General features: G+C 71.5%; 21 protein-coding genes. 7 read left to right on the forward strand and 14 right to left on the reverse strand.

Features of this window, described 5'->3' with window-relative positions; genetic code table 11:
- Nucleotides 1-37: 37 nt before the first annotated feature.
- The 14 genes from tcuB to folE form a co-directional block, all read right to left on the reverse strand.
- The gene (gene tcuB / locus NGK70_RS11590) at nt 38-1,219 is read right to left on the reverse strand and encodes a tricarballylate utilization 4Fe-4S protein TcuB (protein WP_251973363.1); all 1,182 of its coding nucleotides are present in this window, start codon (nt 1,217-1,219) and stop codon (nt 38-40) included.
- A complete protein-coding gene (gene tcuA, locus NGK70_RS11595) occupies nt 1,206-2,636 on the reverse strand; it encodes an FAD-dependent tricarballylate dehydrogenase TcuA (protein WP_251973364.1) in 1,431 nt (476 codons plus the stop codon). The genes tcuB and tcuA overlap by 14 nt, the downstream gene beginning before the upstream one ends.
- Before the next feature lie 121 nt (nt 2,637-2,757).
- Complete coding sequence (locus NGK70_RS11600) at nt 2,758-3,651, reverse strand: LysR family transcriptional regulator (RefSeq protein ID WP_251973365.1); 894 nt, start codon at nt 3,649-3,651, stop codon at nt 2,758-2,760.
- 93 nt (nt 3,652-3,744) lie between these two features.
- The gene (locus tag NGK70_RS11605) at nt 3,745-4,854 is read right to left on the reverse strand and encodes a TIGR03790 family protein (RefSeq protein ID WP_251973366.1); all 1,110 of its coding nucleotides are present in this window, start codon (nt 4,852-4,854) and stop codon (nt 3,745-3,747) included.
- Between the two features lie 105 nt (nt 4,855-4,959).
- The gene (locus NGK70_RS11610; RefSeq protein ID WP_251973367.1) at nt 4,960-5,994 is read right to left on the reverse strand and encodes a quinoprotein relay system zinc metallohydrolase 1; all 1,035 of its coding nucleotides are present in this window, start codon (nt 5,992-5,994) and stop codon (nt 4,960-4,962) included.
- A gap of 12 nt (nt 5,995-6,006) precedes the next feature.
- The gene (locus NGK70_RS11615) at nt 6,007-6,855 is read right to left on the reverse strand and encodes a quinoprotein dehydrogenase-associated SoxYZ-like carrier (RefSeq protein WP_251973368.1); all 849 of its coding nucleotides are present in this window, start codon (nt 6,853-6,855) and stop codon (nt 6,007-6,009) included.
- A gap of 79 nt (nt 6,856-6,934) precedes the next feature.
- A complete protein-coding gene (locus NGK70_RS11620; protein ID WP_251973369.1) occupies nt 6,935-9,145 on the reverse strand; it encodes a TonB-dependent receptor family protein in 2,211 nt (736 codons plus the stop codon).
- Between the two features lie 260 nt (nt 9,146-9,405).
- On the reverse strand, nt 9,406-10,413 hold the full coding sequence (locus NGK70_RS11625; RefSeq protein WP_251973370.1) for an XdhC family protein: 1,008 nt from the start codon (nt 10,411-10,413) through the stop codon (nt 9,406-9,408).
- Nucleotides 10,414-10,506: 93 nt separating this feature from the next.
- Nucleotides 10,507-11,796 carry an SUMF1/EgtB/PvdO family nonheme iron enzyme gene (locus tag NGK70_RS11630; protein ID WP_251973371.1) on the reverse strand — a complete coding sequence of 430 codons (1,290 nt, stop codon included), beginning with the start codon at nt 11,794-11,796 and terminating at the stop codon, nt 10,507-10,509.
- A 98-nt stretch (nt 11,797-11,894) separates the two neighbouring features.
- Nucleotides 11,895-12,569: a CAP domain-containing protein gene (locus NGK70_RS11635; protein ID WP_251973372.1), complete on the reverse strand. Its 675-nt coding sequence runs from the start codon at nt 12,567-12,569 to the stop codon at nt 11,895-11,897.
- Nucleotides 12,570-12,684: 115 nt separating this feature from the next.
- Nucleotides 12,685-13,536, reverse strand: a complete 852-nt coding sequence (locus NGK70_RS11640) for a DUF429 domain-containing protein (RefSeq protein ID WP_251973373.1) — start codon at nt 13,534-13,536, stop codon at nt 12,685-12,687.
- A gap of 14 nt (nt 13,537-13,550) precedes the next feature.
- A complete protein-coding gene (locus NGK70_RS11645; RefSeq protein WP_251973374.1) occupies nt 13,551-14,060 on the reverse strand; it encodes a MarR family winged helix-turn-helix transcriptional regulator in 510 nt (169 codons plus the stop codon).
- A gap of 64 nt (nt 14,061-14,124) precedes the next feature.
- Nucleotides 14,125-14,550 (reverse strand): BLUF domain-containing protein, encoded by a 426-nt coding sequence (locus NGK70_RS11650; RefSeq protein WP_251973375.1) that lies wholly within the window; start codon nt 14,548-14,550, stop codon nt 14,125-14,127.
- Nucleotides 14,551-14,609: 59 nt separating this feature from the next.
- Nucleotides 14,610-15,356 carry a GTP cyclohydrolase I gene (folE, locus tag NGK70_RS11655; protein ID WP_251973376.1) on the reverse strand — a complete coding sequence of 249 codons (747 nt, stop codon included), beginning with the start codon at nt 15,354-15,356 and terminating at the stop codon, nt 14,610-14,612.
- 443 nt (nt 15,357-15,799) lie between these two features.
- Here folE and NGK70_RS11660 point away from each other — a divergent pair, with 443 nt between their 5' ends.
- The 7 genes from NGK70_RS11660 to NGK70_RS11690 all read left to right on the forward strand — a co-directional run bounded on the left by NGK70_RS11660 (nt 15,800) and on the right by NGK70_RS11690 (nt 26,865).
- Nucleotides 15,800-16,633, forward strand: coding sequence for a hypothetical protein (locus tag NGK70_RS11660; protein WP_251973377.1), 834 nt, complete (start codon nt 15,800-15,802; stop codon nt 16,631-16,633).
- A 33-nt stretch (nt 16,634-16,666) separates the two neighbouring features.
- Nucleotides 16,667-18,391, forward strand: a complete 1,725-nt coding sequence (locus tag NGK70_RS11665) for an MFS transporter (protein ID WP_251973378.1) — start codon at nt 16,667-16,669, stop codon at nt 18,389-18,391.
- Between the two features lie 266 nt (nt 18,392-18,657).
- Entirely contained in the window at nt 18,658-19,923 is a 1,266-nt protein-coding gene (locus tag NGK70_RS11670; RefSeq protein WP_251973379.1) for an efflux RND transporter periplasmic adaptor subunit, read from the forward strand.
- Entirely contained in the window at nt 19,923-23,024 is a 3,102-nt protein-coding gene (locus tag NGK70_RS11675) for an efflux RND transporter permease subunit (RefSeq protein ID WP_251973380.1), read from the forward strand. Before NGK70_RS11670 ends, NGK70_RS11675 begins: the two co-directional genes overlap by 1 nt.
- Nucleotides 23,025-23,191: 167 nt before the next feature.
- Nucleotides 23,192-23,662: a hypothetical protein gene (locus NGK70_RS11680; RefSeq protein WP_251973381.1), complete on the forward strand. Its 471-nt coding sequence runs from the start codon at nt 23,192-23,194 to the stop codon at nt 23,660-23,662.
- 210 nt (nt 23,663-23,872) lie between these two features.
- The gene (locus tag NGK70_RS11685; RefSeq protein ID WP_251973382.1) at nt 23,873-25,177 is read left to right on the forward strand and encodes a TolC family protein; all 1,305 of its coding nucleotides are present in this window, start codon (nt 23,873-23,875) and stop codon (nt 25,175-25,177) included.
- Nucleotides 25,174-26,865, forward strand: a complete 1,692-nt coding sequence (locus NGK70_RS11690; RefSeq protein WP_251973383.1) for an efflux RND transporter periplasmic adaptor subunit — start codon at nt 25,174-25,176, stop codon at nt 26,863-26,865. The genes NGK70_RS11685 and NGK70_RS11690 overlap by 4 nt, the downstream gene beginning before the upstream one ends.
- Nucleotide 26,866 lies beyond the last annotated feature (1 nt).

Raw genomic sequence — 26,866 nt, forward strand, 5'->3', positions numbered from 1 at the left:
CGATGTGTGGCGAGCGGGTGAATGGCGGGGCGTTGAGTCAGTCGGCGCCGAGTCCGACCGGGTTGGGCTGGCGCTTCTCGACGGCATGGCGCAGCAGCGCGGCCGTGCGGTAGATGCCGTGGGCGAACTTGCCGTAGGGCAGGGTGGCGAACAGCGCCATCACGCAGCCCAGGTGCAGGCACAGCCACAGCGGCAGGGCGGCGCTGCCGGCGGCCAGCCACAGGGCCAGGCCGCTGGCCGAGGTGAGGAAGAGCAGGGCGATGAAGCCGCGGTCCATCGGCCGCTGCGCCGGGGCGCCGTGCAGCGGGTGGCGGCGCAGGTTGAGCCAGCCCAGCCCGGTGGTGCCGATGAGCAGGCTCACCCCGCCGGCCACGCCCAGCAGCTTGGGCAGTGACGCCAGCGGGTAGGGCGCCGCCCAGCCCAGCAGGTAGTGCGCCAGCGTGCCCACGCCGGTGGCGGCAAAGCAGAGCAGGAAGCCGTAGAAGGTGAGGTGGTGCAAGCGCCGGCGCGCCAGCGTCCAGGCATCGTCCTCGTTGTGGCAGCCCTCGCCGTGGCCGCCGTCCAGGTAGGTCAGTGTCAGCACGTGGCCGGCGGCTTCGGCCGAGGCGGGGGCGCTGACGGGCTGGCCGCTGGTCACCGGCGTCACGTCGCGCCAGAAGCGCCGCAGGCCCATCGCCAGCGCCAGGGCGGCAAAGCCGAACACCGGCGCGAACAGGCCCACGAGCAGGTGGTGCGGGAAGATGTCGTAGAAGCTGCCAGCCGGTGTGCCCGCCAGCGAGCCACGCAATGCCACGGCCAGGATGAGGAAGAGCGCCAGGGCGGCGGCCAGCGCCACCGACAGCGTCAGCCCGTTGCGCTGGTAGAGCCGGCCCAGCGGCGCCGGCCAGGCGTACTCGGCGTAGGTGCGCCCCCGCACCTCGGCCATCGCCCGGGGCACGTTGACCTGGAACTCGTGCGGCGGGGCGTACTGGCAGGCGTGCAGGCAGGCGCCGCAGTTGTGGCAGAGGTTGGCCAGGTAGTGCACATCGGCGCGGTGGAACTCCAGCCGGCGCGTCATGGCCGGGAACACCGCGCAGAAGCCCTCGCAGTAGCGGCAGGCGTTGCAGATCTGCAGCACGCGGGCGACTTCACCCTCGGCCGAGTGGGCTGAAGGGGAAGAGACCGGTTGCCCGTCGGCCAGCGCCCGGGCTTCCTCGATCAAGGGGTCAAGCGAGCGCATGCTGCACCTCTCGACCCCGTGCCGCGGCGGCCGCAGCGGCCGCGCGAGTGCCGGCGATGCGCCCGAAGGCGGTGCCGATCGACATGCCCACCCCGGCGGTGTAGCCCTGGCCGAGCACGTTGCCGGCCATCATCTCGCCGGCGACGAAGAGGTTGGCGCTGGGCTGGCCGCCAAAGCGCACGGCGGCGGTCTCGTCGGTGCGCAGGCCGAGGTAGGTGAAGGTCACCCCCGGGCGCAGCGCGTAGCCGTAGAACGGCGCGGTGTCGATGGGCCGGGCCCAGTGGCTCTTCACCGGGGCGAGGCCCTCGGTGCGGCAGTCGTCGAGCACGGTGTGGTCGAAGTGGCCGGCGTGATCGCGGCGGCAGGCGCGGTTGTAGTCGTTCAGGGTCTGCATGAAGGCGGTCTCGTCCAGGCCGAGCCGGCGCGCCAGCTCGGGCAGGCTGTGCGCCACCACGCCGGGGAACACGGGCGGCATGAAGCGGCCGACGGCCTTGGCGTCGATCACCGACCAGGCGGTCTGCCCGGGCTGCTGGGCCACCAGGCGGCCCCAGATGGCGTAGCGCTTGGGCCAGAAGTCCTCGCCCTCGTCGTAGAAGCGCCGGGCCTCGCGGTTGACCACCACGCTCAGGCTGACGCAGTCGATGCGGGTGCAGATGCCGCCGTCGTAGAGCGGCGCGCGCGCGTCGATGGCCACCATGTGAGCCTGCGTCGGGTCGCCGATGGCGTCGGCCCGGTGCTCCTCGATCAGGTGGCGCAGCAGCGTGCCCTGGTTGAAGCGGGTGCCGCGGATCAGGAAGTTGTCGGCCGGCCACTCGCCGCGCTCGTTGCGGCCCCAGGCCTCGCGCAGCCACTCGCGGTTGGACTCGAAGCCGCCCGCGGCCAGCACGCAGGCCTTGGCGGTGATGCGCTCATCGCCCACCCACGCGGCCACGAAGCGGCCGTCCTGCAGCTCGATGCGCTGCACCGGCGCCTGGTAGCGGATGCGCACGCCCAGGCGCTCGGCGCTGCGGAAGTAGGCGTTGACCAGCGCCTTGCCGCCGCCCATGAAGAAGGCGTTGGTGCGCGCCACGTGCAGGGCGCCCGACAGCGGTGGCTGGAAGCGCACGCCGTGGCGCTGCATCCAGCCGCGGCAGGTGGACGAAGCGCGGATCACCAGCCGGGCGAGCGGCTCGCTGGTGCGCCCGCCGGTGACCTTCAGCAGGTCCTGCCAGTACTCCTCCTCGGGGTAGGCGTCGACCAGCACGTCCTGCGGCGCGTCGTGCATGCAGCGCAGGTTGCGGGTGTGGGCCGAGTTGCCGCCGCGCAGCTCGCGCGGGGCCGCTTCGAGCAGCAGGACGCTCGCGCCTGCTTCGGCCGCCATCAGGGCCGCACAGAGGGCGGCGTTGCCGCCGCCGATGACCAGCACATCCGTGCCCATGAATCCGCCTCTTTGTTCAGACGGGCGGATTCTGGGAGGGTGGGACTGTTTCGTTAAATGAAATCGAGGCGCTGTTTATCGCGCTTCAGGCATCAATGCGGGCCGTCGGGACAGGGCGATCTCACACCTCGAACCGGGCTTGCTGGATGAGATCGCGAAAGGCCTGGGCGGCCGGTGAGAGCGCGGCCTCGCGGCGCTGCAGCAGCACCACCTTGCGCTTGACCACCGGGTTGGTCAGCGCGATCTTGCGCAGCCCCGGGCGGTCGCCCTCGCGGATCGTGCTGGCCGGCAGGATCGCGCTGCCGACACCGGCGGCCACCAGGTTGATCGCGGTGGCGTGGTGCTGGACCTCGTAGTTGCCCTGCAGCCGGATGCCGCGCTTGGCGAGCTGGTAGTCCATGAAGATGCGCGTGGCCATGAAGCTGCTGACGCCGATCAGGTCGTTGTCACGCATGTCGGTCCAGCGCACCGACTTCTCGGCCTCCAGCGGGTGCGGCGAGCGGCAGACGAACACCAGCGGGTCGGCAAACAGCACCGCCTCCTGCAGCTCCGGGTGGGATTCGCCCTGCACCGCGATGCCCAGCTCGGCCTTGCCGCCCAGCACCGACTGGCGCACCTCGTCGGACGAGCCATCGTGCAGGCGGATGCGGTTGGCCGGGTAGCGTGCGGCGTACTCGCGGATCAGCCCGGGCAGCACATGTGTGGTCATCGACGGGATGCAGGCCAGCACGATCTGCCCGGTGGCGTGCTGCGACATGTCCTTGAGCCGCTCCACCGCGCTGGTCATGTCCTGCACGATGCTGCGCGCCTGGGGCAGGAACTCGCGTCCCACCGTGGTCAGCTCGACGCGGCGGGTGGTGCGGTTCAGCAGCTTGAGCCCGAGGTACTGCTCCAGCTTCTGGATGCGGCGCGTCAGGGCGGTCTGGGTGATGTGCAGGGCCTCGGCCGCCCGGTTGAAGCCGCCCAGCTCGGCAATCACGACGAGGGCCTGGATGCCATCGAAATCGATCTTCATGGGGACCTCGCTTTGGCGCGGATTCTCCCCGTGAATGCACCCGTTGCGCCTGCCGCCCCCGGTACAGGCGGCGGCCGTCCGGCCCGGCGGGTTCTAGCGTGCCGGCCAGGGCCGCGCCAGCGGCTCGCCGACGAACAGGCCCTGGCCGGGCCGGGCCACCGACTTCCAGTAGGCCTCCAGCAGGGTGTCGCCCGCGGTGTAGCGGTGCACCAGCACGGAGGCCTGCGGGAACTTGCCGGTGTGGTTGCAGGGCTCCTCGACCGTGCCGTAGCTGGCGGTGGCACCGGCGTCCAGCCAGGCGGTGACGGGCATCTGGCCATTGGCGTCGGGCAGCCGGCCGGCGTGGGAGGTGAGGTGGTCGGCCGCGGCGCCGGGCAGGTAGCGGTTGGTGGCGATGCCGGGCACCGTGGCCAGGCCAGTGAAGTAGAACAGCACGTCGCTGCGGTCGGTGACGAGGTTGCTCCCGGTGCCGGCGCTGTTGTCGAGGTAGACCATCGGCACGCCGGGCAGGCCGGAGCCCGCGGCGGCAAGGGCCTGGAAGTCTTCCCAGCGCACGCTGCGCGTGACATCGCTGGTGCGCACGAGGTAGCCACTGCCGCGCGGCCGGCTGCCGTCGGCTGCCACACCCCGGTCGATCAGTGCCTGGGCGGCGCTCAGCGTGGCCGCGCCCAGCATCATCGACGGGCGGATCTGGTGGTCCCGCCAGGGGCGCCCGCTGCCGCTGGCGTAGTAGGGCGAGGCCTGGGTGGCGCGGCAGCCGCCGCAGTAGGCCGTGTCGTAGCCGAAGGCGAAGGCACTGGTGATGCCCATGGCGCAGCTCCCCTGCACGCGGGAGGGGCGTGTCCACGTCAGCAGCGTGGCCTGCACGTGGCCGGGCAGGCGCGCGTCCAGCTGGGCCTTGACGGCGCTGAAGTCGCTGGCGCTGATGGCAGCCTGCCCGGTGGGCAGGTCGATGCGGATCACGTTGGCGGCGGGCACGCCGCGGGCGCGCTGGTAGGCCAGGCCGATGGACTCGCTGAGCGCGTCGCCGTTGGCGATCACCACCGCCAGCTCATTGGCGGTGAGCTGCTCGGCGGGCGCCGTTTCGCCCCCGCCGCCTCCGCAGCTGGCGATCAGGCAGGCCGAGCCGATCAAGAAGGCCAGCAGGTGGGGGCGGGGCGTGTGGCGTACGTGGGGCGTATGGGGCATCTGGGGCAGGCTCATGCCCGCCTTGTACCCGCTCGCAGGGCGGGCGCAGACGCATCCACGCGGGCAGGGCGGGGCAGCGTGACAAACCCGACGCCAGGGCACAGGCCGAGGGCCGATGCGTCAGCGGCCTGGCGTTCGACCTGCCGTCAGCACCTCGCGCTCGTAGCGCGGGTAGAGGTGGGCGACGTTGCGGATGTACTCGGTCTGGAACGCGGCCCAGCCGCGGAACTCGGCCGGCACCGGGGCGCGGAGCACCTCGTTCATGTCCCAGCCCTCACGCGCCCAGCGGGTGAAGGACCCATCCACCCAGCGCAGGAAACGCTGGGTCTGCGCCAGGCCCTGCAGGTCATCGCGCACCGGGCCGTGGCTGGGCACCACGGTGCGCACGCCGGCGGCCTGCAGCAGGGCGGGCAGGCGCTCCAGGCTGGCCAGCCAGGGGCCGATGCGGGCATGCGGCGTGGTCGGGATGCGGTCGGTGAACACCAGCCCGCCGACGAAGGCGACGCCGCTGGCGCGGTCGATCAGCACCAGGTCGGAGTCGGTGTGGCCCTGCAGTTCGTGCAGCTCGAATTCGCGGCTGCCGACCTGCCAGCGCCGGCCGGCGGCGGGGACGTCGAGGTCACGCTCGGGCAGCAGCGGCTCGGTGGCCTTCATCCAGTCGCCGCAGAGGCGGTAGAGGTTGGTCGCATAGGCCTCGGCCTCGCGGGCCATGCCGGCGCGTGTGGCGGGCGTGGCCAGGCGTGGCACGTCGGCAAAGCCCTGGTTGCCCAGGAAGTAGTCCGGGTGCAGGTTGAGGTGGATGACCTGCACCACCGGCTCGGTGGTCGTGCGGGCGATGAGGGCGCGCAGCTGCTCGCCGTACTTCCGGGAGGTCCCGGTGTTGACCACCACCACGCCGGCCCCGGTGCTGAAGAAGCCGGTGTTGATGATGTTGCAGCCGTTGGGCACCGTGAAGTCGGCATTGGCGCCCTCGACCACCCAGGCGCCGGCGGCCAGGGCGCGGGCGCGCAGGCCGTAGTCGAGCCGCTCGACGTTGACCACGGGTGCGCTGGCCGCGGCACTGGCATCGGCGGCCTGGGCTGCCTCGGGGGCCAGTGCGACCGGCAGCGCGAGGGCAGCGGCCAGCAGGCCGCTCAGAACGGGGGTGGATCGCACGGTGGGGCCTCCTCAGTCCAGCCGCGCGTCGATGCGGTTGCCATTGTTGTCGGTGCCCACGATGCGCAGGCTGCCCGTGGGCCGCTGTGGGAAGTCGAAGGAGAACACCGGGTTCTCGCTCACCGGCTCATAGGTGGCCAGGCGCAGCAGCTCGCGGTCGGCCTCGTCGCGCACGCTCAGCTTGTTGACGTAGAAGGCCGGGATGCCGCCGACCAGGCCGGTGTCCATCGGGTGCATCACCCGCAGGCGCAGCCGCGCGGCGCCGGGCACCGGCGTGGCGGCGGCACTCGAAGCGGGCGCACCGTCGAAGACCTTGCCGCTGACCAGGCCGAGCGTCTGCGTCCAGCTGCCGTCCTTGCGCGTGGCGCCGCTGACGGTGCAGCCGCCGCCGGCCGAATCGACCCAGGTGCCACCGACGTGCCAGAGCCCGTCGCGTGTGCGCACCGCGGCGCGCACCGGGCTGGCCTGCTCCAGCTTGAAGCGGAAGGACACGGCGGGCAGCGCCGCCATCGGCTGGTACTCCAGCACGCGGCGGATCGGGTTGCGGTCCACCAGGACCACGATGCGCTCGATGCCCTCCAGCCCCTGCACCGCGACGGTGACGGGCACGTTCATCGGGTCCTCGGCAAAGGCCGGGCCGCGCACCGTGACGCGCTCGTCGAACACCGCCCGCTCGCCGCCCAGGTACTCGCGGCGCATGTCGCCCCAGGGCAGGGACTTGAAGGGGTCGCCCTCGTAGGGGTCCGCGGTGGCCTGGGCCGGTGCCGGCGCGGGCTTGGCGGGGGGAGCTGCCTGCACGGCCAGGGCGGCGAGCGCCAACCCCAGGAGCCAGATCCAGCGCAGCGATGAGGTGGTATTCATGCTCGTCGTCCGAGGTGTGCCGCAGGAACCGGATTCACCCCCTCTCCCCTTGTGGGAGAGCGTGGGGGTGAGGGGTTGATCAGAACTTGCGCTGGTAGCGCAGCGAGACGAGGGCGTTGCGGCCCATCGCCGGCTCGAAGTAGCGGCCGTTGGCGTCGCCCACGATCACGCTGCCGACGTAGCGCTTGTCGGTCAGGTTGTCGATGCGCGCCAGCAGCTCCAGCTGGTCCTGCGTGGACAGGGCGAAGCGGTGGCGATAGCGCAGGTTGACGATGCCCCAGCCGGCGGCGAAGTCGCTGTTGCTGTCGTTCACCGCCGTGCGGCCCTGGCCGCGCCACTCCAGCGCGGTTTCTGCGCCGGTGCTCCAGAACGGCGTCCAGGCGACCTCGGCATAGCCCCCCGTGCGCTGGGTGCCGGCGATGCGGTTGCCGGCCGGCACCGGGGTGTTGGGCGTGGTGCAGGGGATGCCGCTGCAGGTGAGGAAGTTGTCCTCGTAGGTGGCGTGCAGCACGCTGACGCTGGCCAGGCTGCGCCAGCTCGGGCTGATGCGCCAGCTGCCGGCCAGCTCCGCGCCGTAGCGCTGGGTGCGGCCCACGTTCTGGTACGAGGCCCGCCCGCCCTGGTTGAAGGCGATGCCGATCTCGTCGTCGGTGCGGATGTCGAACAGCGCGAAGTCCAGCGCCAGGCCGGCGCTGCGCCACTTGGCGCCCAACTCGAACTGGCGGCTGGTCTGCGCCTGCAAGGTGGTGTTGAAGCCGCTGGTGGTGGTGCTGGCCGGGTAGGCCAGCTCGCCCAGCGTGGGCGACTCGTAGCCCTGTGCCGCGCTGGCGTGCAGGGTGAGCTGCGGGCTCAGGCTCCAGCGCAGGCCGGCCACCGGGTTGGTGTAGCTGAAGGTGCGCTCCCCGGAGTCGTCGCCGTTGGTGGTGCCGGTGCGGATGTAGTGGTCCTCCACCTCGACCAACAGCCGCCCGCTGCGCAGGCCCAGGCTGGCCTGCCAGGTGGGGGCGAAGCGCCAGTCCGCCTGCACGAAGGCCTCGCGGGTCTCGGCGGTGTTGATCTCGTCGCGGCGCAGCGTGCCCTGCGCGCCATAGACCGGTGCGGTGGCCGGGCCGGTGTAGTTCTCGTAGCCCTGGCGGTCGTCGCGCTGCTTCTCCAGGTTCACGCCGGTGACCACATCGACCTGGTCGGCAAAGCGCCACAGCAGGCGGCCTTCGATCCCGCCATAGCGCCGCGTGAAGTCGATGATGCCGCCGCCGTGGCGGGCGTTGGCCTGCGTGCCGGCGGCAATCGCCAGGTACTGCACCGGCGTGCGCTGGCCCGCGTAGGCGGCCAGCTGGCTCTGCACCAGGCCGCTGTCGGCAAAGCGGTGCACCCAGCTCGCGCCCAGCTGGGTCTGGTCGATGGTCTTGCGGGTGTCGAAACTCTCGGCCTGCGGCGTGGTGCTGTCCGGATCCTGGTTGAACTGGTCGCGCGACAGGCCCAGCGGGTCGTCGGCGCGCTGGCGCTGGTGGTTGGTCAGCACGGTGACGCGGTCGCTCTCGCCGCGCCAGCCCAGGCGCAGGTTGAACAGGCCGCGGCTGGCCTCGCTCTGAGGACGGAAGCCATCGATCTCCATCGCCTGCAGGCTGCTGGCGATCTCGAAGCCCTCGCCGATGGGGGCGGCCACGCCCAGGCGCAGCTGGTGCAGGCCGTGGCTGCCCAGGTCCACGCCGGCTTCCAGCCGGGTCTCGCGCACGGGCTGGGAAAACACCGCGATCACGCCGCCCGAGCTGTTGCCGTACAGCGCCGAGAAGGGGCCACGCAGCACCTCGATGCGTTCCGTGCCGGCGAGGTCAAAGTGGCCGACCTGGCCCTGGCCGTCGGGCATCGTTGCCGGGATGCCGTCGGTGTACAGGCGCAGGCCGCGCACGCCGAAACCGGCCCGGGCGCCGAAGCCGCGCGAGCTGATCTGCAGGTCCTGCGCGTAGTTGTTGCGGTTGGCCACCACCAGGCCGGGCACCTGGGCCATGGCCTCGGAGAGGTTGATCATCGGGCCGGCGGCGCGCAGCGATTCGCTGCCGACCACGCCGATGGCGTAGGGGGCATCGATGACGCGCTGGGCGCGGGTGGAGGCGGTGATGACCACCGGCTCCAGGTTGTCGGCCGGCGCGGTCTGCGCACCGGCCCACAGGGGCAACGCCGCCAGGCCGGCGAGCAGGCTGCCGCAGCCGGCGCGGCCAAGGGCCACAGGCAGCTGGCACAGGCTCGGGCGGGGTTGGACGGGAGCGAGGAGGGGGGTGACGCGGGACATGGCGGCGGGGGAAGCGGAATTGCGCGGAATCCTCTCGCCGGCACGGCGTCGGCGCCAGTCGGGATCTACCCTCCCGGGCATGGGTGGAGCGGGGTGGCGGCCCCTGTCGGCCCCCCTTGGCTGCACCGAAGTGAGACAGCCCGGCGCCCCACGGCTTGATGTGGATCCAGTACGGGCCTGGAGCAGGGGGCTCGCCTAGGGGATCTCCCGGGGGAGCAGGGACCAGGCCGCCGTGCCGGGATGACTTGATGGCGTGGTTTTCAGACCACGCAGCCGGCGCTGGGCTCGGGCGCGGTGCCGGCCACGCGCGAGGGCTCGGGGACGTGCCAGCCGTAGCGCACCGCGGTGAGCTCGGCCAGGATGGACACCGCGATCTCCGGCGGCGTGCGTGCGCCGATGCGGATGCCCACCGGGCCGTGCAGGCGGTCGAGCTCGGCCTCGGTCAGGTCGAAGTGCTCGCTCAGCCGGGCCCGGCGCTTGGCCTGGTTGACGCGCGAGCCGATCGCGCCGACGTAGAAGGCCGGCGAGCGCAGCGCCTCCAGCAGCGCCAGGTCGTCGAGCTTGGGGTCGTGGGTGAGGGCGACCACGGCGGTGTGGGCGTCGAGGCGCAACTCGACGAGCGTGTCGTCGGGCATCGTGCGAACGAGGGTGCATCCGGGCACGGCGAAGCTGTCGGCGTACTCTTCCCGCGGGTCGCAGACGATCACCTGGTAGTCCAGCGCGCGCGCCATGTCGGCCAGGTACTGCGTCATCTGGCCGGCGCCGATCACCACCAGGCGCCAGCTCGGGCCATGGGTGCTCACGAGGGTCTGGCCGTCGAAGCTCAGCTCGTCGTTGCGGCCGGCGCTCTCCAGTGTGGCCTCGCCGCTGGCCATCGACAGGCGGCGCGTGACGCGCTGCCCCTGCGCCAGTGCGGCGAGCAGCTCGGCGATGCCGGTGGCAGGCGTCACCGGCTCCAGCACCAGCTCGATGGTGCCGCCGCAGGGCAGGCCGAAGCGGGCCGCCTCGTCGCCGTTCACGCCGTAGCGGACACAAAAGGGCCGACTGGCGGCCAGCGCACCTTCGCGCACGCGGGCGATCAGGTCGTCCTCGATGCAGCCGCCCGAGACCGAGCCGGTGATCTGCCCGTCGCCACGCACCCCCACCAGCGAGCCCACCGGCCGCGGCGCCGAGCCCCAGGTGCGCGTGATGGTGCCCAGCACGACGCGGTGGCCTTCGGCCTGCCAGCGCTGGACCTGGCGCAGGACCTGCAGATCGACGTTGTCCATGGGGGGGAGGGAAGGGTCGTCAACGATGGAGCGCCGACGGTACGGTGAAACGCGCCGCCGCGCACGCCTGATCTACCCTGACCGACCTGACGTTCAGACTCCGCAGCTGCGAAAGCCCACCAGGAGGTGGTCGCTTTCCGGCGCCGCATGCCAGCGCCGCCGGGCATGCACCAGGCGCCGCCGCGTGTGCAGGGCACCACCGCGCAGCACGACGTGCCGGCCCCAGGCATCGCCCAGGTGCTGCGGGTGGCCGGCGGCGGGTTCGGCGGGCTCGGCGGCGAGCCAGCTGCCCGCGGGCCGGGGGGCCAGGCGGTCGGCGGTCCACTCCCAGCAGGTGCCCCAGCGCCAGCCGCGGGCGCCCAGGCGCTGAGCGGCGGCCTGCCACTCGGCCTCGCTGGGCAGGCGCCGGCCGGCCCACTGGCACCAGGCCCGGGCCTCGTGGGCGCTGACCTGCAGCACCGGCTGCTGCAGCGCCACGCGCATCGGCCGGCCGCCGCGTTGCAGGATGACCGCACCGCTGGTGGACTGCACGTGGCGGGGGGCCTGGCGGTTCAGCGCCTCGCGCCAGTGCCAGCCGGCGTCGCTCCACCAGCGGCGCTGCTCGTAGCCGCCGTCCTGGATGAACGCCAGGTACTGCTGCCAGGAGACCGGGGCGGCATCGATCTCGCCGCCCGCCAGCGGCACGGTGGCGCGGCCGCGGTCGGCCTCGAAGGTGAAGCCCGGCTCGTCGTCGCCCCAGCCCAGCGTCTGCGTGCCCTGTGGCAGGGGGATGCCAAAGGCCTGCGGCTGCAGGGCCGGCCAGCGCTGCTGCGGCAGGGCCAGGCCCAGCGCATGGGCGAGGTCGAGCAGCCGCTCGGCCTGCTCGTCCTCGTGGAAGAGTGCGAGGCGGAAGAAGTAGAGATCGTCGTCGTCCTGCGGGTGCGAGGGCAGCAGGTCGAGCGTGACCTCCAGGGTGTCGACCAGGTAGCGCCGCACCGCCTCGTCGGTGGGGCGGTCGGCGCCGGGGCGGCCGCTGGCATCTGCCAGGCGCGGGTCCCAGAGCGCGTCGGCATCGGGGTCGATCGAGGCCAGCCGCGCCGCCAGCGGGTCGCAGCCCCGGCCGCGGCGGCGCTGCACGTTGCGGGCGATCCAGGCCTCCTGGAACCACCCGAGCCGGCCGAGCCAGAGGTCGGGGTGGGCGCAGCCGACGGCACGCAGCAGGGCGGTGTCGATCACCGGGCGATCCTCGCTGGCCTGGTCCCGGGCGGCCCGGACGACGTCCCGAAAGGCCGCGTGCACCTGCAGGCTGTGGTTGCGCGCATCCATCAGCGCCAGCGAGAGCAGATCGGCCCCGGCGCGGCGCATCGCGAGGTGGTCGTCGAGTTCGGTCGCGGTGGCGAGCATGGCGGCCTTGGCGGCAGCGGGCCGCCGCAGGAGCGGAGGAGGCCCGAGGTTACGCGATGCGCCTCGCGCGATCCATGCGGCGCAGAACGGCGCCGGGGTCAGCGCGGCTTGGCGAGGATCAGCGTCCAGTAGGGCGTGCCGTCGCTGGCGCGCTGACAGGCCAGACCCGCCTCACTGTAGCTGGCGTTCATCAGGTTGGCGCAGTGCAGCGGGCTGGACACCCAGTCGGCCAGTACCAGCGCCAGGCGGGGCTGGCCGGCGGCGACGTTCTCGGCCGCTCCCTGCCAGGCGTAGCCGAGCGCATCCAGGCGTTGCGTCAGGTTGCGACCGCCACTGCTGTGGGCCAGGCTGGCGCGGCCGGCCATGTCGCGGCTGTGCACCGCCGCCAGCTGGGCCAGGGCGGGCTGCCAGGCCAGCGGCGCGGCCGCCGCGAAGCCGCCGGCGGTGCCACAGCGGGCCCCCGCGGCGCGGTAGTCGTTCAGCTTGGCCAGCGCCTGCGCGGCGGTTTCGGCCAGGCCGCAGTTGCCGGGCAACGCGGGTGGCGGTACAGGCGCCGACAGGGCCAGGGCCGGTGCCGCCGTGGCCGCCAGGGCGGGGGCCGGCTCGCCGCCAAGCATCTGGCAGGCCGGCAGCACCAGCGTGGCGGCAAGCAGGGCCGCCAGTGTCCCGGGGCGTGCGCCCGGTGGCGGGTTGGCGTGGGCCACGGGGTGGCGCAACGGGCTGGGGGCGGAAGGGGTGGAAGGGGTGGAGTGGGGCGTCGAAGGGCTGGGCATGGCGGCGTTCACATCGGTCCAGGGGCGCGGGCTGCGAGACGATATCGGCCGCCGACCGGCCTGTCTGTAACCGCCGGCCGCAGGGACGGAGTCGGGTGGGAAAGCCGGAATGCCGTCAGGCCGTCAGAATCCAGCCTTCGAGCGGGTCGACCTGGGCCGGCCAGCCCCAGCGGGGCTGCCGGCTGGCCCAGGCGACCTGCATCAGGCAGAGGGCAGCGTCCAGCGCGTCACCGCGCGCATCGGCCAGCAGGGCCTCGCGCAGCGCGGGGTCGAGCCGCAGCGCCAGGCCGGGCCGGCCCCGCCCGGCGGCCAGCGCATCGAGGAGCCGTTCGCGGGCCTGCCTTTGATCGTCGGTCTGGCGGGCGCGCTCGTCGCTCTTGTAGGGCCTGCGGCCAATCAGCTCGCGGGCCAGCAGGCCCGGGTAGGCCTCCAGCGCGCGCCGCGTCGGGTCGCCGGCGTGCAGCCCGGGCAGGTCGCAGCCGGTGGCCAGCAGCGGCGGCACACCGGCATGCAGCATGTAGGCCACCGGCGGGTTGACCCACTTCATCGATGGCGACGACCCGGCCGGTCGGTCGCAGGCGCGGTGGGCGAACTTGGCACCGGCGGGCCGCGCGGCGCAGAAGGCGGCAAAGGTGGCGCGGATCGTGGTGCGCTCCAGTGCCGCATAGTGGTGGATCAGCGCGGGCCACTCGCCGGGCCAGCCCAGCTGCTGCACCAGCTCGCGTGGCAGGCCGAAGGGGAAGTCGCAGCCCGCCACCCAGGGGCCGGGCTCGGCCAGGCTGGCCGCGTAGTCGTCCAGGCTGGGCAGCCGGCGCAGGTCGAGCAATTCGACCGCGGGCGGCTCGCCTGCCTGCGGGGCAGCCAGTCGGCCGACGGCGATGACGATGGGCTTGCGGCATGTGGGCCGGCTGCTGAAGTCGATGCCACGCAGGGCCGGGGCGGAGGTGCCTTCAGCGCGATGGGGCACGTCGCGCGCCTGCCTCAGCCGTCGTTGCTGCCGTCACCGCGCATCTGGTCGGACGTTTCGCCGTGGGCATCGACCACGCTGCGCAGCAGGTGGAGGAAGTGCGCCTGTTCGTCAGGGGGCAGCGGCGCCAGGATGCGCTGCTGCACGGCCTGCACGCGCGGGGTCACCTCGGCGAGCAGGGCCTCGCCGGCCGGGGTGACGGTGAGCAGGCGCAGCCGCCGGTCGTGGGGGGCTGCATTGCGCAGCATCAGGCCGCGCTTCTCCAGCCGGTCGATCACGCCACCGATGGTGGAGGTGTCGAAGCAGATCATCGCCGCCAGGCTGCGCTGGTCGAGGCCGGGCTGCTCGTGGGCCGCTGTGAGGGTGGCGAACTGCACCGGCGTGATGCCCGACTCAGCGGTCTCTTCCATGAACAGCGCCACGGCGATTTGCTGCAGCCGGCGGATGTAGTGGCCGGGCAAGTCGTCCAGGGCGGTGCCGGCCAGGGTCGGGGCAGGGAAGGGGGGGGGAGCGGACTTCAGCATCGTGCGGCCGGGTTGCAGGGCCGCAAGATTCTAGGGGCCGGGGCCGATCCGGCCTTGCGCTGCCTCAGGTCGTGCGGCCGATGATCGCCGCGGTGGCGATCAGTTCTTCCAACAGCGCCATGCTGACGCGCCCGGAGGCGGCGAAGGGGTCGATCACTGGCCGCTCGCTGTACTTCAGCACGATCGAGGGGTTGATGCGCCCCAGGTTGACCTGGCCCATCGTCCAGCCGGCGAAGCGCCGCTCGGTGATCTCCTCGTAGTGCAGCAGCATCACGTGGTCGTGGCGCGGGTCGCGCACGATCTGGTTGTAGAGGTCGTTGACGGTCTCGCGCCCGCCTTCGAGCACCTGCATGAAGAAATCCCCGCCGTGGCAGAGGATGCCGGTGATGCCCAGCAGCGGGTTCTTGGCGCGCGACTGCGCCAGGATGGTGTCGATCGCCTCGGCGCTCACGCCCTCGGCTCGGCTTGCGTACAACAGACGGACCAGCATGCGTTTCTCCCGGTGAGGTGGAGCGGGGTGGGTGCCTTCAGGGCCTTCGAGGCGCTCGCTCAGGCCTTGCGCGAGGTGACCAGCGCCAGGAACTCGCGGCGCAGGTCCGGGTTCTTCAGGAAGGAGCCGCGCATCACGCTGTTGATCATCTTCGAATCCATGTCGCGCACGCCGCGCCAGCCCATGCAGAAGTGATCCGCCTCCATCACCACGGCCAGGCCGTCGGGCTGCATCTTGTCGAGCAGCAGGTCGGCCACCTGGGTGACGGCCTCTTCCTGGATCTGCGGGCGGCTCATGATCCATTCAGCCAGGCGCGCGTACTTGGACAGGCCGATCAGTGCCGAGTGCTCGTTGGGCATCACGCCGATCCAGAGCTTGCCGATGATGGGGCAGAGGTGGTGCGAGCAGGCGCTGCGCACGGTGATCGGCCCGACGATCATCAACTCGTTGAGGTGCTCCACGTTCGGGAACTCGGTCACCGCGGGGGCTGGTACGTAGCGGCCGCTGAAGACCTCCTGCAGGTACATCTTGGCCACCCGACGGGCGGTTTCCTGGGTGTTGTGGTCGCTGGTGATGTCGATCACCAGGCTTTCGAGCACCGCGGTCATCTTGCCCTCGACCTCGTCGAGCAGGGCCCCCAGCTCGCCCGGATGGATGAACTCGGCGATGTTGTCGTTGGCGTGGAAGCGCCGCTGCGCCGCCTGGATGCGCTCGCGGATGCGCTGCGACATGGGTACGCCCTCGGTGTCGGGAAGCGCAGTAGCGGCGTCGGATCGGGTGTCGGTGTCGGACAGTTCGGTCTTCATCGCAACGGTGGGTTGGGCGCAGGCGAAATGCGTGAGGCATGCGGCGTGACGAGCCACACGCCACATCGGAAGTCAGCGCATGCTAGCAGCGCTCCCGGACGCTCGCTGGCGGGCGGGCTTGGACGCCGAAGTCGGCGGCGCCAGTCACGCCGGGCGTGACACTTTGCGGAAGAGACCGCAAAACCGTGACCACGAACCCCGTGGACCGGGGGGTGAATGCTGACAATGAGATGGCTCAACGTCAGTACAGAATGCTTTCATGGAGATGTGCTGATCGCGATGAATCTGATGTCAGTCAAGTCGCGCGGCTGTCAACTCCCTCCAGAACCCCGGCGCGCAACGCTGCGCGGCCCTTCCAGGATCCAACGATGCATCCTTTCGACAAGAACAAGATCGCCTCTGCGCCGGCCCCCTGCGCTCGGGCCGGGCAAGGAGTCTGACCGATGGCCGGCGATGCTCAATCCCAACGGCGCCGGGCCACGGTGGCCGTGCTCGGCCCCCTGCTCGATACCGCAGCGCTGCTGGACGAACTGTGGTTCCAGCACGAGACCATGCGCGGCGAGGCGGTGTCCGACATCATCGGCTTCGTCGATGCGGTGGCGCGGCGGCACCTCTTCGACACGGCCACCTGCAAGCGCCTGTACGCCGACTTCTTCAAGGCCCTGCGCCTGCCGGACGCCCAGCTGCCCGCGGATCCCTGGCCGGCCATGCAGGCGCAACGGCCCGCCGCTCCAGCCCCCGCTCCGGCGCCTGCCCCCGCCATGCCGGTGCCCCCGGCCGTGATGGCGGCTCCGATGGTGGTGCCGGCGGTGGCCCCGGCCGTGGCATCCCCCAGCGCGATCAACCCCGTCGCCGCCGCACTGGCAGCGGCGCAGGCCAGCCCACCGGCAACGGCCACCGTGCCCGCCATCGATGCGGAGCCACCCGTGGTGTTTGGCGCGCTGCTGCGGTCCATCGTCAGCGAGGTCCACCGCTACCACCGCGAGGCGCTGGACGAAGTGCGCAAGGACGCCCTGGGCGTGCTGGACAGCTCGGGCGCCTCGGCGGCCCTGCGCAACGCCTACCGCGAGGCCTGGCCGCGGGCGCTGCAGCACGACTGGCAGCTGCGCGGCAGTGCCGCTGACCTGGCCGAGCTGCTGCGCGTGACCTACCACGCGCTGGCCGAGGCCTTCGGCCGTGTCGGCGCCGAGCAGATCCTGCAGCGCGGCCTGCGCGCCGCCGAGGCCGTGCCCGAGGCCCGCCTGTTTTCGCCCAAGCGCCTGATGGCGTCGATGTGATCCCACGGATCCCCACAGATATCAGGAGACTCCATGTCCAGCATCCCGGACACCCCCTACGGCGCCGATGACGGCCCCATGACCGCCGCCGAGCGGCGCGTCGTGCTGGCCTCGTCGCTGGGCACCGTTTTCGAGTGGTACGACTTCTACCTCTACGGCTCGCTCGCCACCATCATCGCGCAGCAGTTCTTCGCCGGGCTGGACCCCACCTCGGCCTTCATCTTTGCGCTGCTGGCCTTCGCGGCGGGCTTCCTGGTGCGGCCCTTTGGTGCGCTGGTATTCGGCCGCCTGGGCGACATGATCGGGCGCAAGTACACCTTCATGGTGACGATCCTGCTGATGGGGGCGTCGACCTTCATCGTCGGCATCCTGCCTACCTACGCGACGATTGGCGTGGCCGCTCCGGCGATCCTGATCGTGCTGCGCCTGCTGCAGGGCCTGGCGCTGGGCGGCGAGTACGGCGGGGCCGCCACCTACGTGGCCGAGCATGCGCCACAGGGCCGGCGCGGTGCCTACACCGCCTGGATCCAGACCACCGCGACGCTGGGCCTGTTCCTGTCCCTGCTGGTGATCCTGGGCACCCGGCAGGTGCTGGGCGAGCAGGCCTTTGCCGACTGGGGCTGGCGCGTGCCCTTCATCGTCTCCATCGTGCTGCTGGGCGTGAGCGTGTGGATCCGCATGTCGATGCGCGAGTCGCCTGCCTTCCTGAAGATGCAGATGGAGGGCAAGACCTCCAAGGCACCGCTGTCGGAATGCTTCGGCGAGTGGAAGAACCTGCGCATCATCGTGCTGGCGCTGTTCGGCCTGGTGGCCGGGCAGGCGGTGGTCTGGTACACGGGCCAGTTCTACGCGCTGTTCTTCCTCACCAGCGTGCTGAAGGTGGAGGCCTCCACCGCCAACCTGCTGGTGGCCGCGGCGCTGCTGATCGGCACGCCCTTCTTCGTGGTATTCGGCTCGCTGTCGGACCGGTTCGGGCGCAAGCCGATCATCATGTCCGGGCTGGCGCTGGCCTGCCTGACCTACTTCCCGCTGTTCCAGGCACTGACTTCTGCGGCCAACCCGGACCTGGCGCGTGCCCAGGCCACCGCGCAGATCGTGGTGCAGGCCGACCCGGTGACCTGCTCCTTCCAGGGCAGCCCGATCGCCCGCGAGATCGACTTCACCTCCGCCTGCGACATTGCCAAGCGCACGCTGGCGCAGAACGCCGCCAGCTACCGCAACGAGGCCCTGCCCTCCGGTGAAGGCGCACGGGTGCGGGTGGGCGAGAAGGTGATCGCCGCGCCCAACGCGCGCATCGCGGCCGAGGGCGGGCGCTTCGAGCCGGCCAGCGTGCAGGCGGTCGCCGACTTCCGCCGCCAGGTGGTCGAGGCGATGCGCGCGGCGGGCTATCCGGAGCGCGCCGACCCGGCCAAGCTCAACAAGCTGGAGATCGTGCTGATCCTCTCCGTGCTGGTGATCTACGTGACGATGGTCTACGGCCCGATCGCCGCCACGCTGGTGGAGCTCTTCCCGACGCGCATCCGCTACACCTCGATGAGCCTGCCGTACCACATCGGCAACGGCTGGTTCGGCGGCCTGATGCCCACCATCGCCTTTGCGATGGTGGCCAGCAACGGCGACATCTACCACGGCCTGTGGTACCCCATCGTGGTGGCGGCGATGACGCTGGTGATCGGCCTGATCTTCATCCGCGAGACCAAGGACGTGGACATCTACGCCAAGTTCCTCTACTGGCACCCGAACCGGCTCAGCAAGTGAACCGGGGCAGCCAAGGCGCGGCGGCCTGATCGCGCTGCGCCAGCCTCGACAAGCCCGCCTCTGGCGGGCTTGTTCATTTCCGGGGCGGCGTGGCCGTGGCGTTGCCGTGGCCGGGGGGCGAACGGCCGTCAACACCGGCAAGCCCGGGTCGGACAGACCTGGCAGGCGATGATAGATTGACCGGGTCCGGCGGTTTTCCTGCCGCGCTGGTTTGCCTGCCTGTCGTCGCGCGCTCTCGCTCGCCTTGTCCGAACAAGAAGTCCACCATGTCCAAGAAGATCCTGTTGCCGGTGCTCGCCCTGCTCCTCATTGCGGCCGGTGTCGGGTGGTGGTCGGTTCGGGGTGGGGCCGGCAGTACTGGCAGTGCTGGCGACCGTGCCGAAGCGGCCAAGGCGCCTGGCGCAGGGGCGTCGGCAGCAGCGGCGCCACCCCAGGTGGTCAATGTGTACACGGTGCAACGCCGCGACGTGCCGGTGCGCGTCGAGGTGGCGGGCACGGTGGTGCCGCTGCAGAGCGTCGAGGTGCGTGCCCAGCTCAGCAGCACGGTGCGCGAGGTGGCGGTCAAGGAGGGTCAGGCGCTGCGGCGCGGTGACCTGCTGTTCACGCTGGACGACCGCAACGAGCGCGCCAACGTCGAGAAGGCCCGCGCCCAGCTGCTGCGCGACCGCACCACGCTGGCCGACCTGGAGCGCCAGTTCAAGCGCGCGCAGGAGCTGCACGGCCAGAACTTCATCGCGCAGAGTGCGCTGGACAGCGCGCAGACGCAGTTCGACGCCCAGCAGGCGCTGCTGAAGTCCGACGAGGCGGCGCTGCAGGCGGCCGAGGTGGCGCTGAGCAACACCGTGATCCGCGCCCCCCAGGCCGGCCGCGCCGGGCTGGTCAACGTCAACCCGGGCAGCCTGGTGCAGCCCGGCGGGACGGCGCTGCTGACGATCAACCAGATCGACCCGATCGGCGTGTCCTTCAACGTGCCCGAGGCCCAGCTCGGCGGGCTGCTCGCCGCGGCTGGTATCACGGCACCGGTGCCAGCATCCGAGCTGGCCGTGCTGCTGACCAGTGGGGGGGAGCGCCGCCGTGGCGAGCCGGCACCGTCGCTGGCGGGGCGGCTGACCTTTGTCGACAACGCGGTGGACACCACCAGCGGCACCATCCGCGCCAAGGGCACGGTGCCCAATGCGCAGCAGCAACTCTGGCCGGGCCAGTACGTCAGCGTGCGGCTGACGCTGCGCACGCTCAAGGACGCCGTCGTGCTGCCCCAGGCCGCCATCATCCAGCGCGGGGCCGAGCGCACGGTGTACGTGGTCGGTGCCGATGACCGGGTGCAGGCACGCAGCGTGCAGATCCGCCAGCCGCTGGGCGAGCTGGTCGCGGTCGAGGGGGTGGACGAGGGCGAGCGCGTGGTGGTCGAGGGCAAGCAGAACCTGCGCCCCGGCGGCGCGGTGCGCATCGCGGCGGCGCCGGTAGGCAAGGGCGCCTCCGGTGCAGCAGATGCTGCCGGTGCTGCATCGGCGGCAGCGTCCGGAGCGCGCTGATGAACTGGACCGAGCTTTTCATCCGCCGTCCGGTGATGACGGTGCTGTTGAACCTGTCCATCGTGCTGGCCGGGCTGGTGGCGCTGGCCAAGATCCCGGTGGCCGCGCTGCCGAGCTACAACACGCCGATCATCCAGGTCTTTGCCAACCTGCCCGGTGCCAGCCCGGAGACGATGGCCAGCTCGGTGGCGCTGCCGCTGGAGAAACAGTTCTCCACCATCGCCGGCCTGGCGACGATCAGCTCCAGCAACACGCTCGGGTCGAGCTCGCTGGTGCTGGAGTTCGAGGCCAGCCGCGACATCGACGCCGCCGCGGTGGACGTGCAGGCCGCGCTTTTCCGTGCCCAGCGCAGCCTGCCGGCGGAGATGACCACGCCGCCGTCCTACCGCAAGGTCAACCCGGCCGATGCGCCGGTGCTCTTCGTGGCGCTGCAGTCGCCCTCGCTGGCGCCCTACGAGCTCAACGAATTCGCCGAGAACCTGATCGCCCCCTCGCTGTCGACCATCGATGGTGTGGCGCAGGTGTCCATCTTCGGCCAGAAGCGCTACGCGGTGCGCATCCGCGTGCGGCCCGAGGCGCTGGCCGAGCGCAACCTGACGATGGACGACCTGCGGGGCGTGATTGCCGCGGCCAACGCCAACACCCCGGTGGGCGTGCTGGAGGGCCCGCGCCAGACGCTGACCATCCAGGCCAACCGCCAGCTGGCCACCGCCCGGGAGTTCGGCAACCTGATCGTGGCCAGCCGCAACGGCGCGCCCGTGCGCCTGCGTGACGTGGCGGAGGTGCAGGACAGCGTCGAGACGATCAAGAACAGCGCTGCCTTCAACGGCGAGCCGTCGATCACCCTGGCCGTGCAGCGCCAGCCCAACGCCAACACGGTGCAGGTGGTGGACCGCGTCAAGGCCATGCTGCCGCGCTTCGAGCAGCAGATGCCGGCGTCCATCAGCATGCGGGTCACCAACGACCGCTCGTTGTCGATCCGCGAGGCACTGCATGACGTGCAACTGGCCTTTGCGCTCACCGTGGTGCTGGTGGTGCTGGTGATCTTCCTGTTCCTGCGCCGGCTCGCGGCCACGGTGATCCCGACGCTGTCGCTGCCGATCTCGCTGATCGGCGCACTCTCGCTGATGTACCTGGTGGGCGGCAGCCTGAACAACGTCTCGCTGCTGGGCCTCACGCTGGCAGTGGGCCTGGTGGTGGACGACGCCATCGTGATGCTGGAGAACATCGTGCGCCACGTCGAGGACGGCATGCCGCCCTTCGAGGCGGCGGTGAAGGGTGCGCGCGAGATGGCCTTCACCATCCTGTCGATCTCGGTGTCGCTGGTGGCGGTGCTGATCCCGATCTTCTTCATGCCGGGCGTCACCGGGCTGCTGTTCCACGAGTTCGCGGTGGTGGTGGGGCTGGCCATCGGGGTGTCGGCGGTGGTGTCGCTGACGCTGGTGCCGATGCTGTGCAGCCGCTTCCTGCGCCACCACGAGGCGCACGAGGAAACCGCGCTGGGGCGTGTGTTCGAGCGCGGCTTCTCGGCCCTGCAGGCCTTCTACGGCCGCACGCTGGACTGGGCGCTGGCGCACCGGTGGGTGATCGGCAGCCTGGCGCTGGGCAGCTTCGTGCTCACCGGCTGGCTGTTCATGCAGATGCCCAAGGGCTTCTTCCCCGAGGAGGACGTGGGCCAGATCCAGGTGACCACCGAGGCGTCGGAGGACATCTCCTTTGCCGCCATGTTGCAGCTGCAGGGCCGCGTGGCGGCGGTCTTCCAGGCCGACCCGGCCGTGGCGATGGTCGGCTCCTTCACCGGCGCGGGCGGGCCCACCGGGGTGCAGAACTCCGGGCGGCTGTTCATCACCCTGAAGCCCCGCAAGGAGCGCGCGGCGATGCCGCAGGTGGTCGAGGGCCTGCGCAAGAAGCTGCGCGCCATCCCCGGCATCGCCGTCTACATGCGGCCGATCCAGAACCTGCAGCTGGGCGGGCGCCAGAGCAAGAGCCGCTACCAGTACACGCTGCAGAGCGTGAGCGCCGACGCGCTCAACGACTGGGCCGGCAAGCTGCAGGGCAAGCTGCGTGAGGACAGCGTCTTCCGCGACGTGACCAGCGACTCGCAGCTGCGCGGCCTGCAGGCCAGCCTGAGCATCGACCGCGACCGGGCTGCGCTGCTGGGCGTGCAGATGGCCGACCTGCGCAGCGCGCTCTACAGCGCCTTCGGCGAGCGGCAGGTCTCGACCATCTACAACCCGGCCAACACCTACCAGGTCATCCTGGAAGCGGCCGAGGCGGACCGCCAGTTCGAGGACGCCTTCGCGCGCATCCACCTGCGCGGCCGTGACGGCAAGCTGGTGCCCCTGTCGGCCTTCGCCACCGTGCAGCGTACCGTGGGCCCCACGGCGGTGAACCACCAGGGTCAGCTGCAGGCCATCACGCTGAGCTTCAACCTCGCGCCCGAGGTGTCGCTGGGCGTGGCCACTGCCAAGCTCGATGGCTACGTGCGCGAGCTGCAGATGCCCGCCACGGTGATCGGCAGCTACGGCGGTGACGCGGCGGTGTTCCAGGACTCGCAGTCCGGCCAGCTCATCCTGCTGGGCGTCGCGGTGCTGGTGATCTACCTGCTGCTGGGCATGCTCTACGAGAGCTACATCCACCCGCTGACCATCCTGGCCGGCCTGCCCTCGGCGGCGGTGGGCGCGCTGCTGACGATCTGGGCCTTCGGCATGGACCTGACGCTGATCGCCACCATCGGCATCCTGATGCTGATCGGCATCGTCAAGAAGAACGCCATCATGATGATCGACTTCGCGTTGGTGGCGCAGCGCGAGCAGGGCCTGGCGCCGGCCGAGGCGATCCGCCAGGCCTGCCTGCTGCGCCTGCGCCCGATCATGATGACCACGCTGGCCGCGCTGATGGGCGCGTTGCCCATCGCGCTCGGCCTGGGTGCCGGCGCCGAGCTGCGCCAGCCGCTGGGCCTGGCGGTGGTGGGCGGGCTGGTCGTCTCGCAGGCGGTGACGCTCTACATCACCCCGGTGATCTACCTGGCGCTGGACCGCTGGAGCGGGCGCGGGCCGATCGAGGACGCGGCCGTTGGTGGCTCGCTGCCGGCTGGCTGACGGTGAAGCGCTCGCTCCTGGGGACATGCGACGCGCAGGCCTGCATGGACGTCGCATCCGGCCGCGCCGGCGGGGCGCGGCAGCGACCGTTGACGGAAATCAATCTACGAAGCCGGGATTGAGCCGACACTCGGCCCGCCAGAACACAGCCCATCACCGTTTCCCTCATGTTCCGCCACCGCCAACAACTTCGCCGATGGGCCGCATGCGTGCTGCTCCTCTGGTGGTTCGGCGTCGGGGTGGGCATTGCGAATGCGTGTCTGACGGCGGGCCCGGCCGTGCCGGGTCCCACGGCCGGCAGCCCTGTGGTCGCGTTGCTGGACGCCCACCACAGCGTGGGGTCCCACGACCCGGCAGGGGCAGAGGGGATCGCGGTGCCTTCGCACCATGTCGACGGGGCGGTGCACCCGGACAGCCCGGCGAAGACGAATTGCCAGGACTTTTGTGAGAATGCCACGCTGTCCCTGGCGCCGCTGAAGTCGGTGCTGGATGACGTCCAGTCGCACGTCGCGATCGCCGCGGCGACCGTGACTGTCCTGCCCGCGTCGGCCATGCTGCCGGCGACGCTGTGGGTGCCGTGCCGGGATGGCGGCCAGGCGCCACCGATTCCCATCGCCTTCCTGCGTCTGGCGCTATAGCGCCTGGCGCTGTGGCGCCTGACACGGGCAGACCGCCACCACGGCGGCTCTCGCCCGCACAAGCCCTCGTTCTGCTGGCGTCCGCCGCCCGGTGGTGACGTGGCGACCTGGTTGAGCGCGGGGCTCCTCCGCTTCCAGTTCGCCCCTGACCGGCCCAAGGCGCGACGGACCGCTGCCCCCATCCCATCCCGGCTCCCGGAGTCCATCGTCGTGAGCACGATCCGTACGCTCGTTTCCTCCACCCTGTTCGTCGCCGTCGCGCTGGCTGCTCCGGCCCCGGCCCTGGCGCAGGAGAGCCCTCCACAGCCGCTGCAGGAGCCCTTGCTGGGCGCCGACCTGCCGGGGCTGCTGGCCCATGCGCGGGCGCGCAACCCGGAGCTGACTGCCATGCGCCAGGAGGCCGATGCGGCCGCCCAGCGCATCGGCCCAGCGGCGGCGCTGCCCGACCCGGTGCTGCGCGTGGAACTCATGAACATCAACAACTACGGCTCAGACGCCTCGCCCAGCCTCCTGCCATCGAAGGTGGGTGAAACCCGCTACACGCTGATGCAGCCCCTGCCACTGTGGGGCAAGCGTGAACTGAGGCGCGATGCCGCCAGCGCCGATGCGCGGCAGGCCGAGGCGCGCAGCGATGCCGCCTGGGCCGAGCTGGCCACGCGCATCAAGGCGACCTACGCCGAGTACTATCGCGTTGCCGGCAACGAGCGGCTTGCGTCCGAGGTGCTCGGCCTGATGGCGCGGCTCGAACAGGTGTCGCAGGCCCGCTATGCGGGGGGGCTCGCCGGCCCGTCGGACGTGCTGCGCGCCCAGCTGGAGCAGACCAGCATGCGCGCCGAGCTGATCGCGCTGGAGGGTGAGAAGCGGCAGGTCAGGGTGCGGCTGAACGCGCTGCTGGCCCGCGACAGCGAGGCGCCGCTGGCCGACCCGGCCGACCTGCGGCCGGTCCCGCCGCTGGCGACCGCGGACGCCGCGTCGCTGGCCGAGCGCGCCCGCGCCCGCAATCCGCTCATCCAGGCCGAGCTGGCCCGTGCGGCGGCGGCGCAGAACAACCGCGAGCTCACCCAGCGCAATCGCTACCCGGACATCACCCTGGGCATCGCGCCGTCGCAGATGGGCTCGCGCATCACGACCTGGGGCGTCATGGTGGAGATGAACCTGCCCCTGCAGCAGGACACGCGGCGCAGTCAGGAGCGCGAGGCCGACGCCATGCTGGCCGCGGCCCGCTCGCGCGCCGAGAGCCTGTCGCAGCAGCTGCTGGGCGACTTGGCGGCCAACCTCGCCGGGCTGGACGCCGCCCGCCGCACCGAGGCGCTGGTGAAGACCCAGCTGCTGCCGCAGTCGGCGCTGGGCCTGCAGGCCACGCTGGCCGCCTACGAGAACGGCCGGGCCGAGTTCTCGATGCTGCTCGACGCCCAGCGGCAGGTGGCCAGGGCGCGGCAGGAGATCCTCAAGTCGCAGGTCGAGGCGCAGCTGCGCCTGGCCGAGATCGAACGCATCCTGGGAGAAGACCTGTGAAGACCGCCACCACGACCCTGATCGCGATCGCCCTGCTCGGGGCGGTCGGCGCGGGCAGCTACTGGCTGGGCGCACGCTCGCAGCAACCTCCTGCGGGCACGCCGGTGGCCGGTGCCGGGCCCGTGCCGGCCGCGACGGCTGCATCGGGTGGGCCGCGCCGGCTGCTCTACTACCGCAACCCGATGGGGCTGGCCGACACCTCGCCGACGCCCAAGAAGGACCCGATGGGGATGGACTACATCCCGGTCTACGAGGGCGAGGACGAGTCGGCCGCGGGCGGCGCGACCGGCCTGCCCGGCCAGGTCCGCATCAGCACGGAGAAGATCCAGAAGCTGGGGGTGCGCACCGAGGCCGCCGCGATGCGACTGCTTGGCCGGGCGGTGCGCGCCGCGGGCCGCATCGAGCCCGACGAGCGCCGCGTGTTCGCCGTCACCGCCAAGTTCGAAGGCTATGTCGAACGGCTGCACGTCAACGCGACCGGCCAGCCCGTCGCCAAGGGCCAGCCGCTGTTCGAGGCTTACAGCCCTGAACTCGTCGCCGCCCAGCGCGAGTACGCCATCGCGATGCAGGGGCTCGAGGCGATGAAGGATGCCGGCCCCGAGGCGCAGGCCAGCATGCGGCAGCTCGCCGATTCCAGCCTCGCGCGGCTGCGCAACTGGGACCTGTCGCCGTCGCAGGTGACGGCCCTGATGAAGTCCGGCCAGCCGCAGCGCACGATTTCGTTCCCGTCGCCCGTCTCCGGCATCGTCTCGGAGAAGAAGGCGCTGCAGGGCATGCGCTTCATGCCCGGCGAGATGCTGTACCAGGTGACCGACCTGTCGTCGGTCTGGGTTGTGGCCGATCTGTCGGAACAGGACATCGGCCTGATCAGGAGCGGCGCGAAGGCGCGCGTCACGACCACGGCCTATCCCAACGAGGCATTCGACGGCCGCATCACCTACATCTATCCCACGATGAAGGCTGAGACGCGCAGCGTTCCCGTGCGGGTCGAGATGGCCAATCCGGCGCAAAAGCTCAAGCCGGCCATGTTCGCGCAGGTGGAGGTGTCAGTGGGTGGCAAGGCGCCGGTGCTGACCGTGCCGGACTCGGCGCTGATCGACAGCGGCACCCGGCGCATCGTGCTCGTCCAGCTCCAGGAAGGCCGCTTCGAGCCGCGGGAGGTCGAGATTGGCGCACGCGGCGAGAACCACGTCGAGATCCTCAAGGGGGTGCGAGCGGGCGAGCAGGTCGTCGTCGCCGCCAACTTCCTCATCGACGCCGAGAGCAACCTGAAGGCGGTCTTGGGGGGCCTGGGCAGCCATGCCGGCCCTGGCAGCCCGGCCCCGGGGGCCCTACCCGCCGCGTCGGGCACGGCGGCGGCCCCTGCGCCCGGCCGGTTGCCGGCTCCTGCGTCAGCAGCCGCAGCCGCACCAGCCGCCGTCGGCCACCGGGCCGATGGCACTGTCGAGGGCGTTGACCCGCAGGCCGGCACGCTCAGCCTCAACCATGGCCCGGTCCCGACGCTGAAGTGGCCGGCGATGACGATGGAGTTCAAGGCGGCGAACGTGGCCCTGCTGAAGGGACTGAAGCCGGGGCAGGCGGTGCGCTTCGAGTTCGTCGAGCGCCAGCCCGGCGAGTACGTGGTGACGGCGATCGCGGCGATCACGGCGACGCCGGGCGCAGCCGCTGCGCCACATTCCAGCCATTGAG

Source organism: Sphaerotilus microaerophilus, assembly GCF_023734135.1.
GTDB lineage: Bacteria > Pseudomonadota > Gammaproteobacteria > Burkholderiales > Burkholderiaceae_C > Sphaerotilus > Sphaerotilus microaerophilus.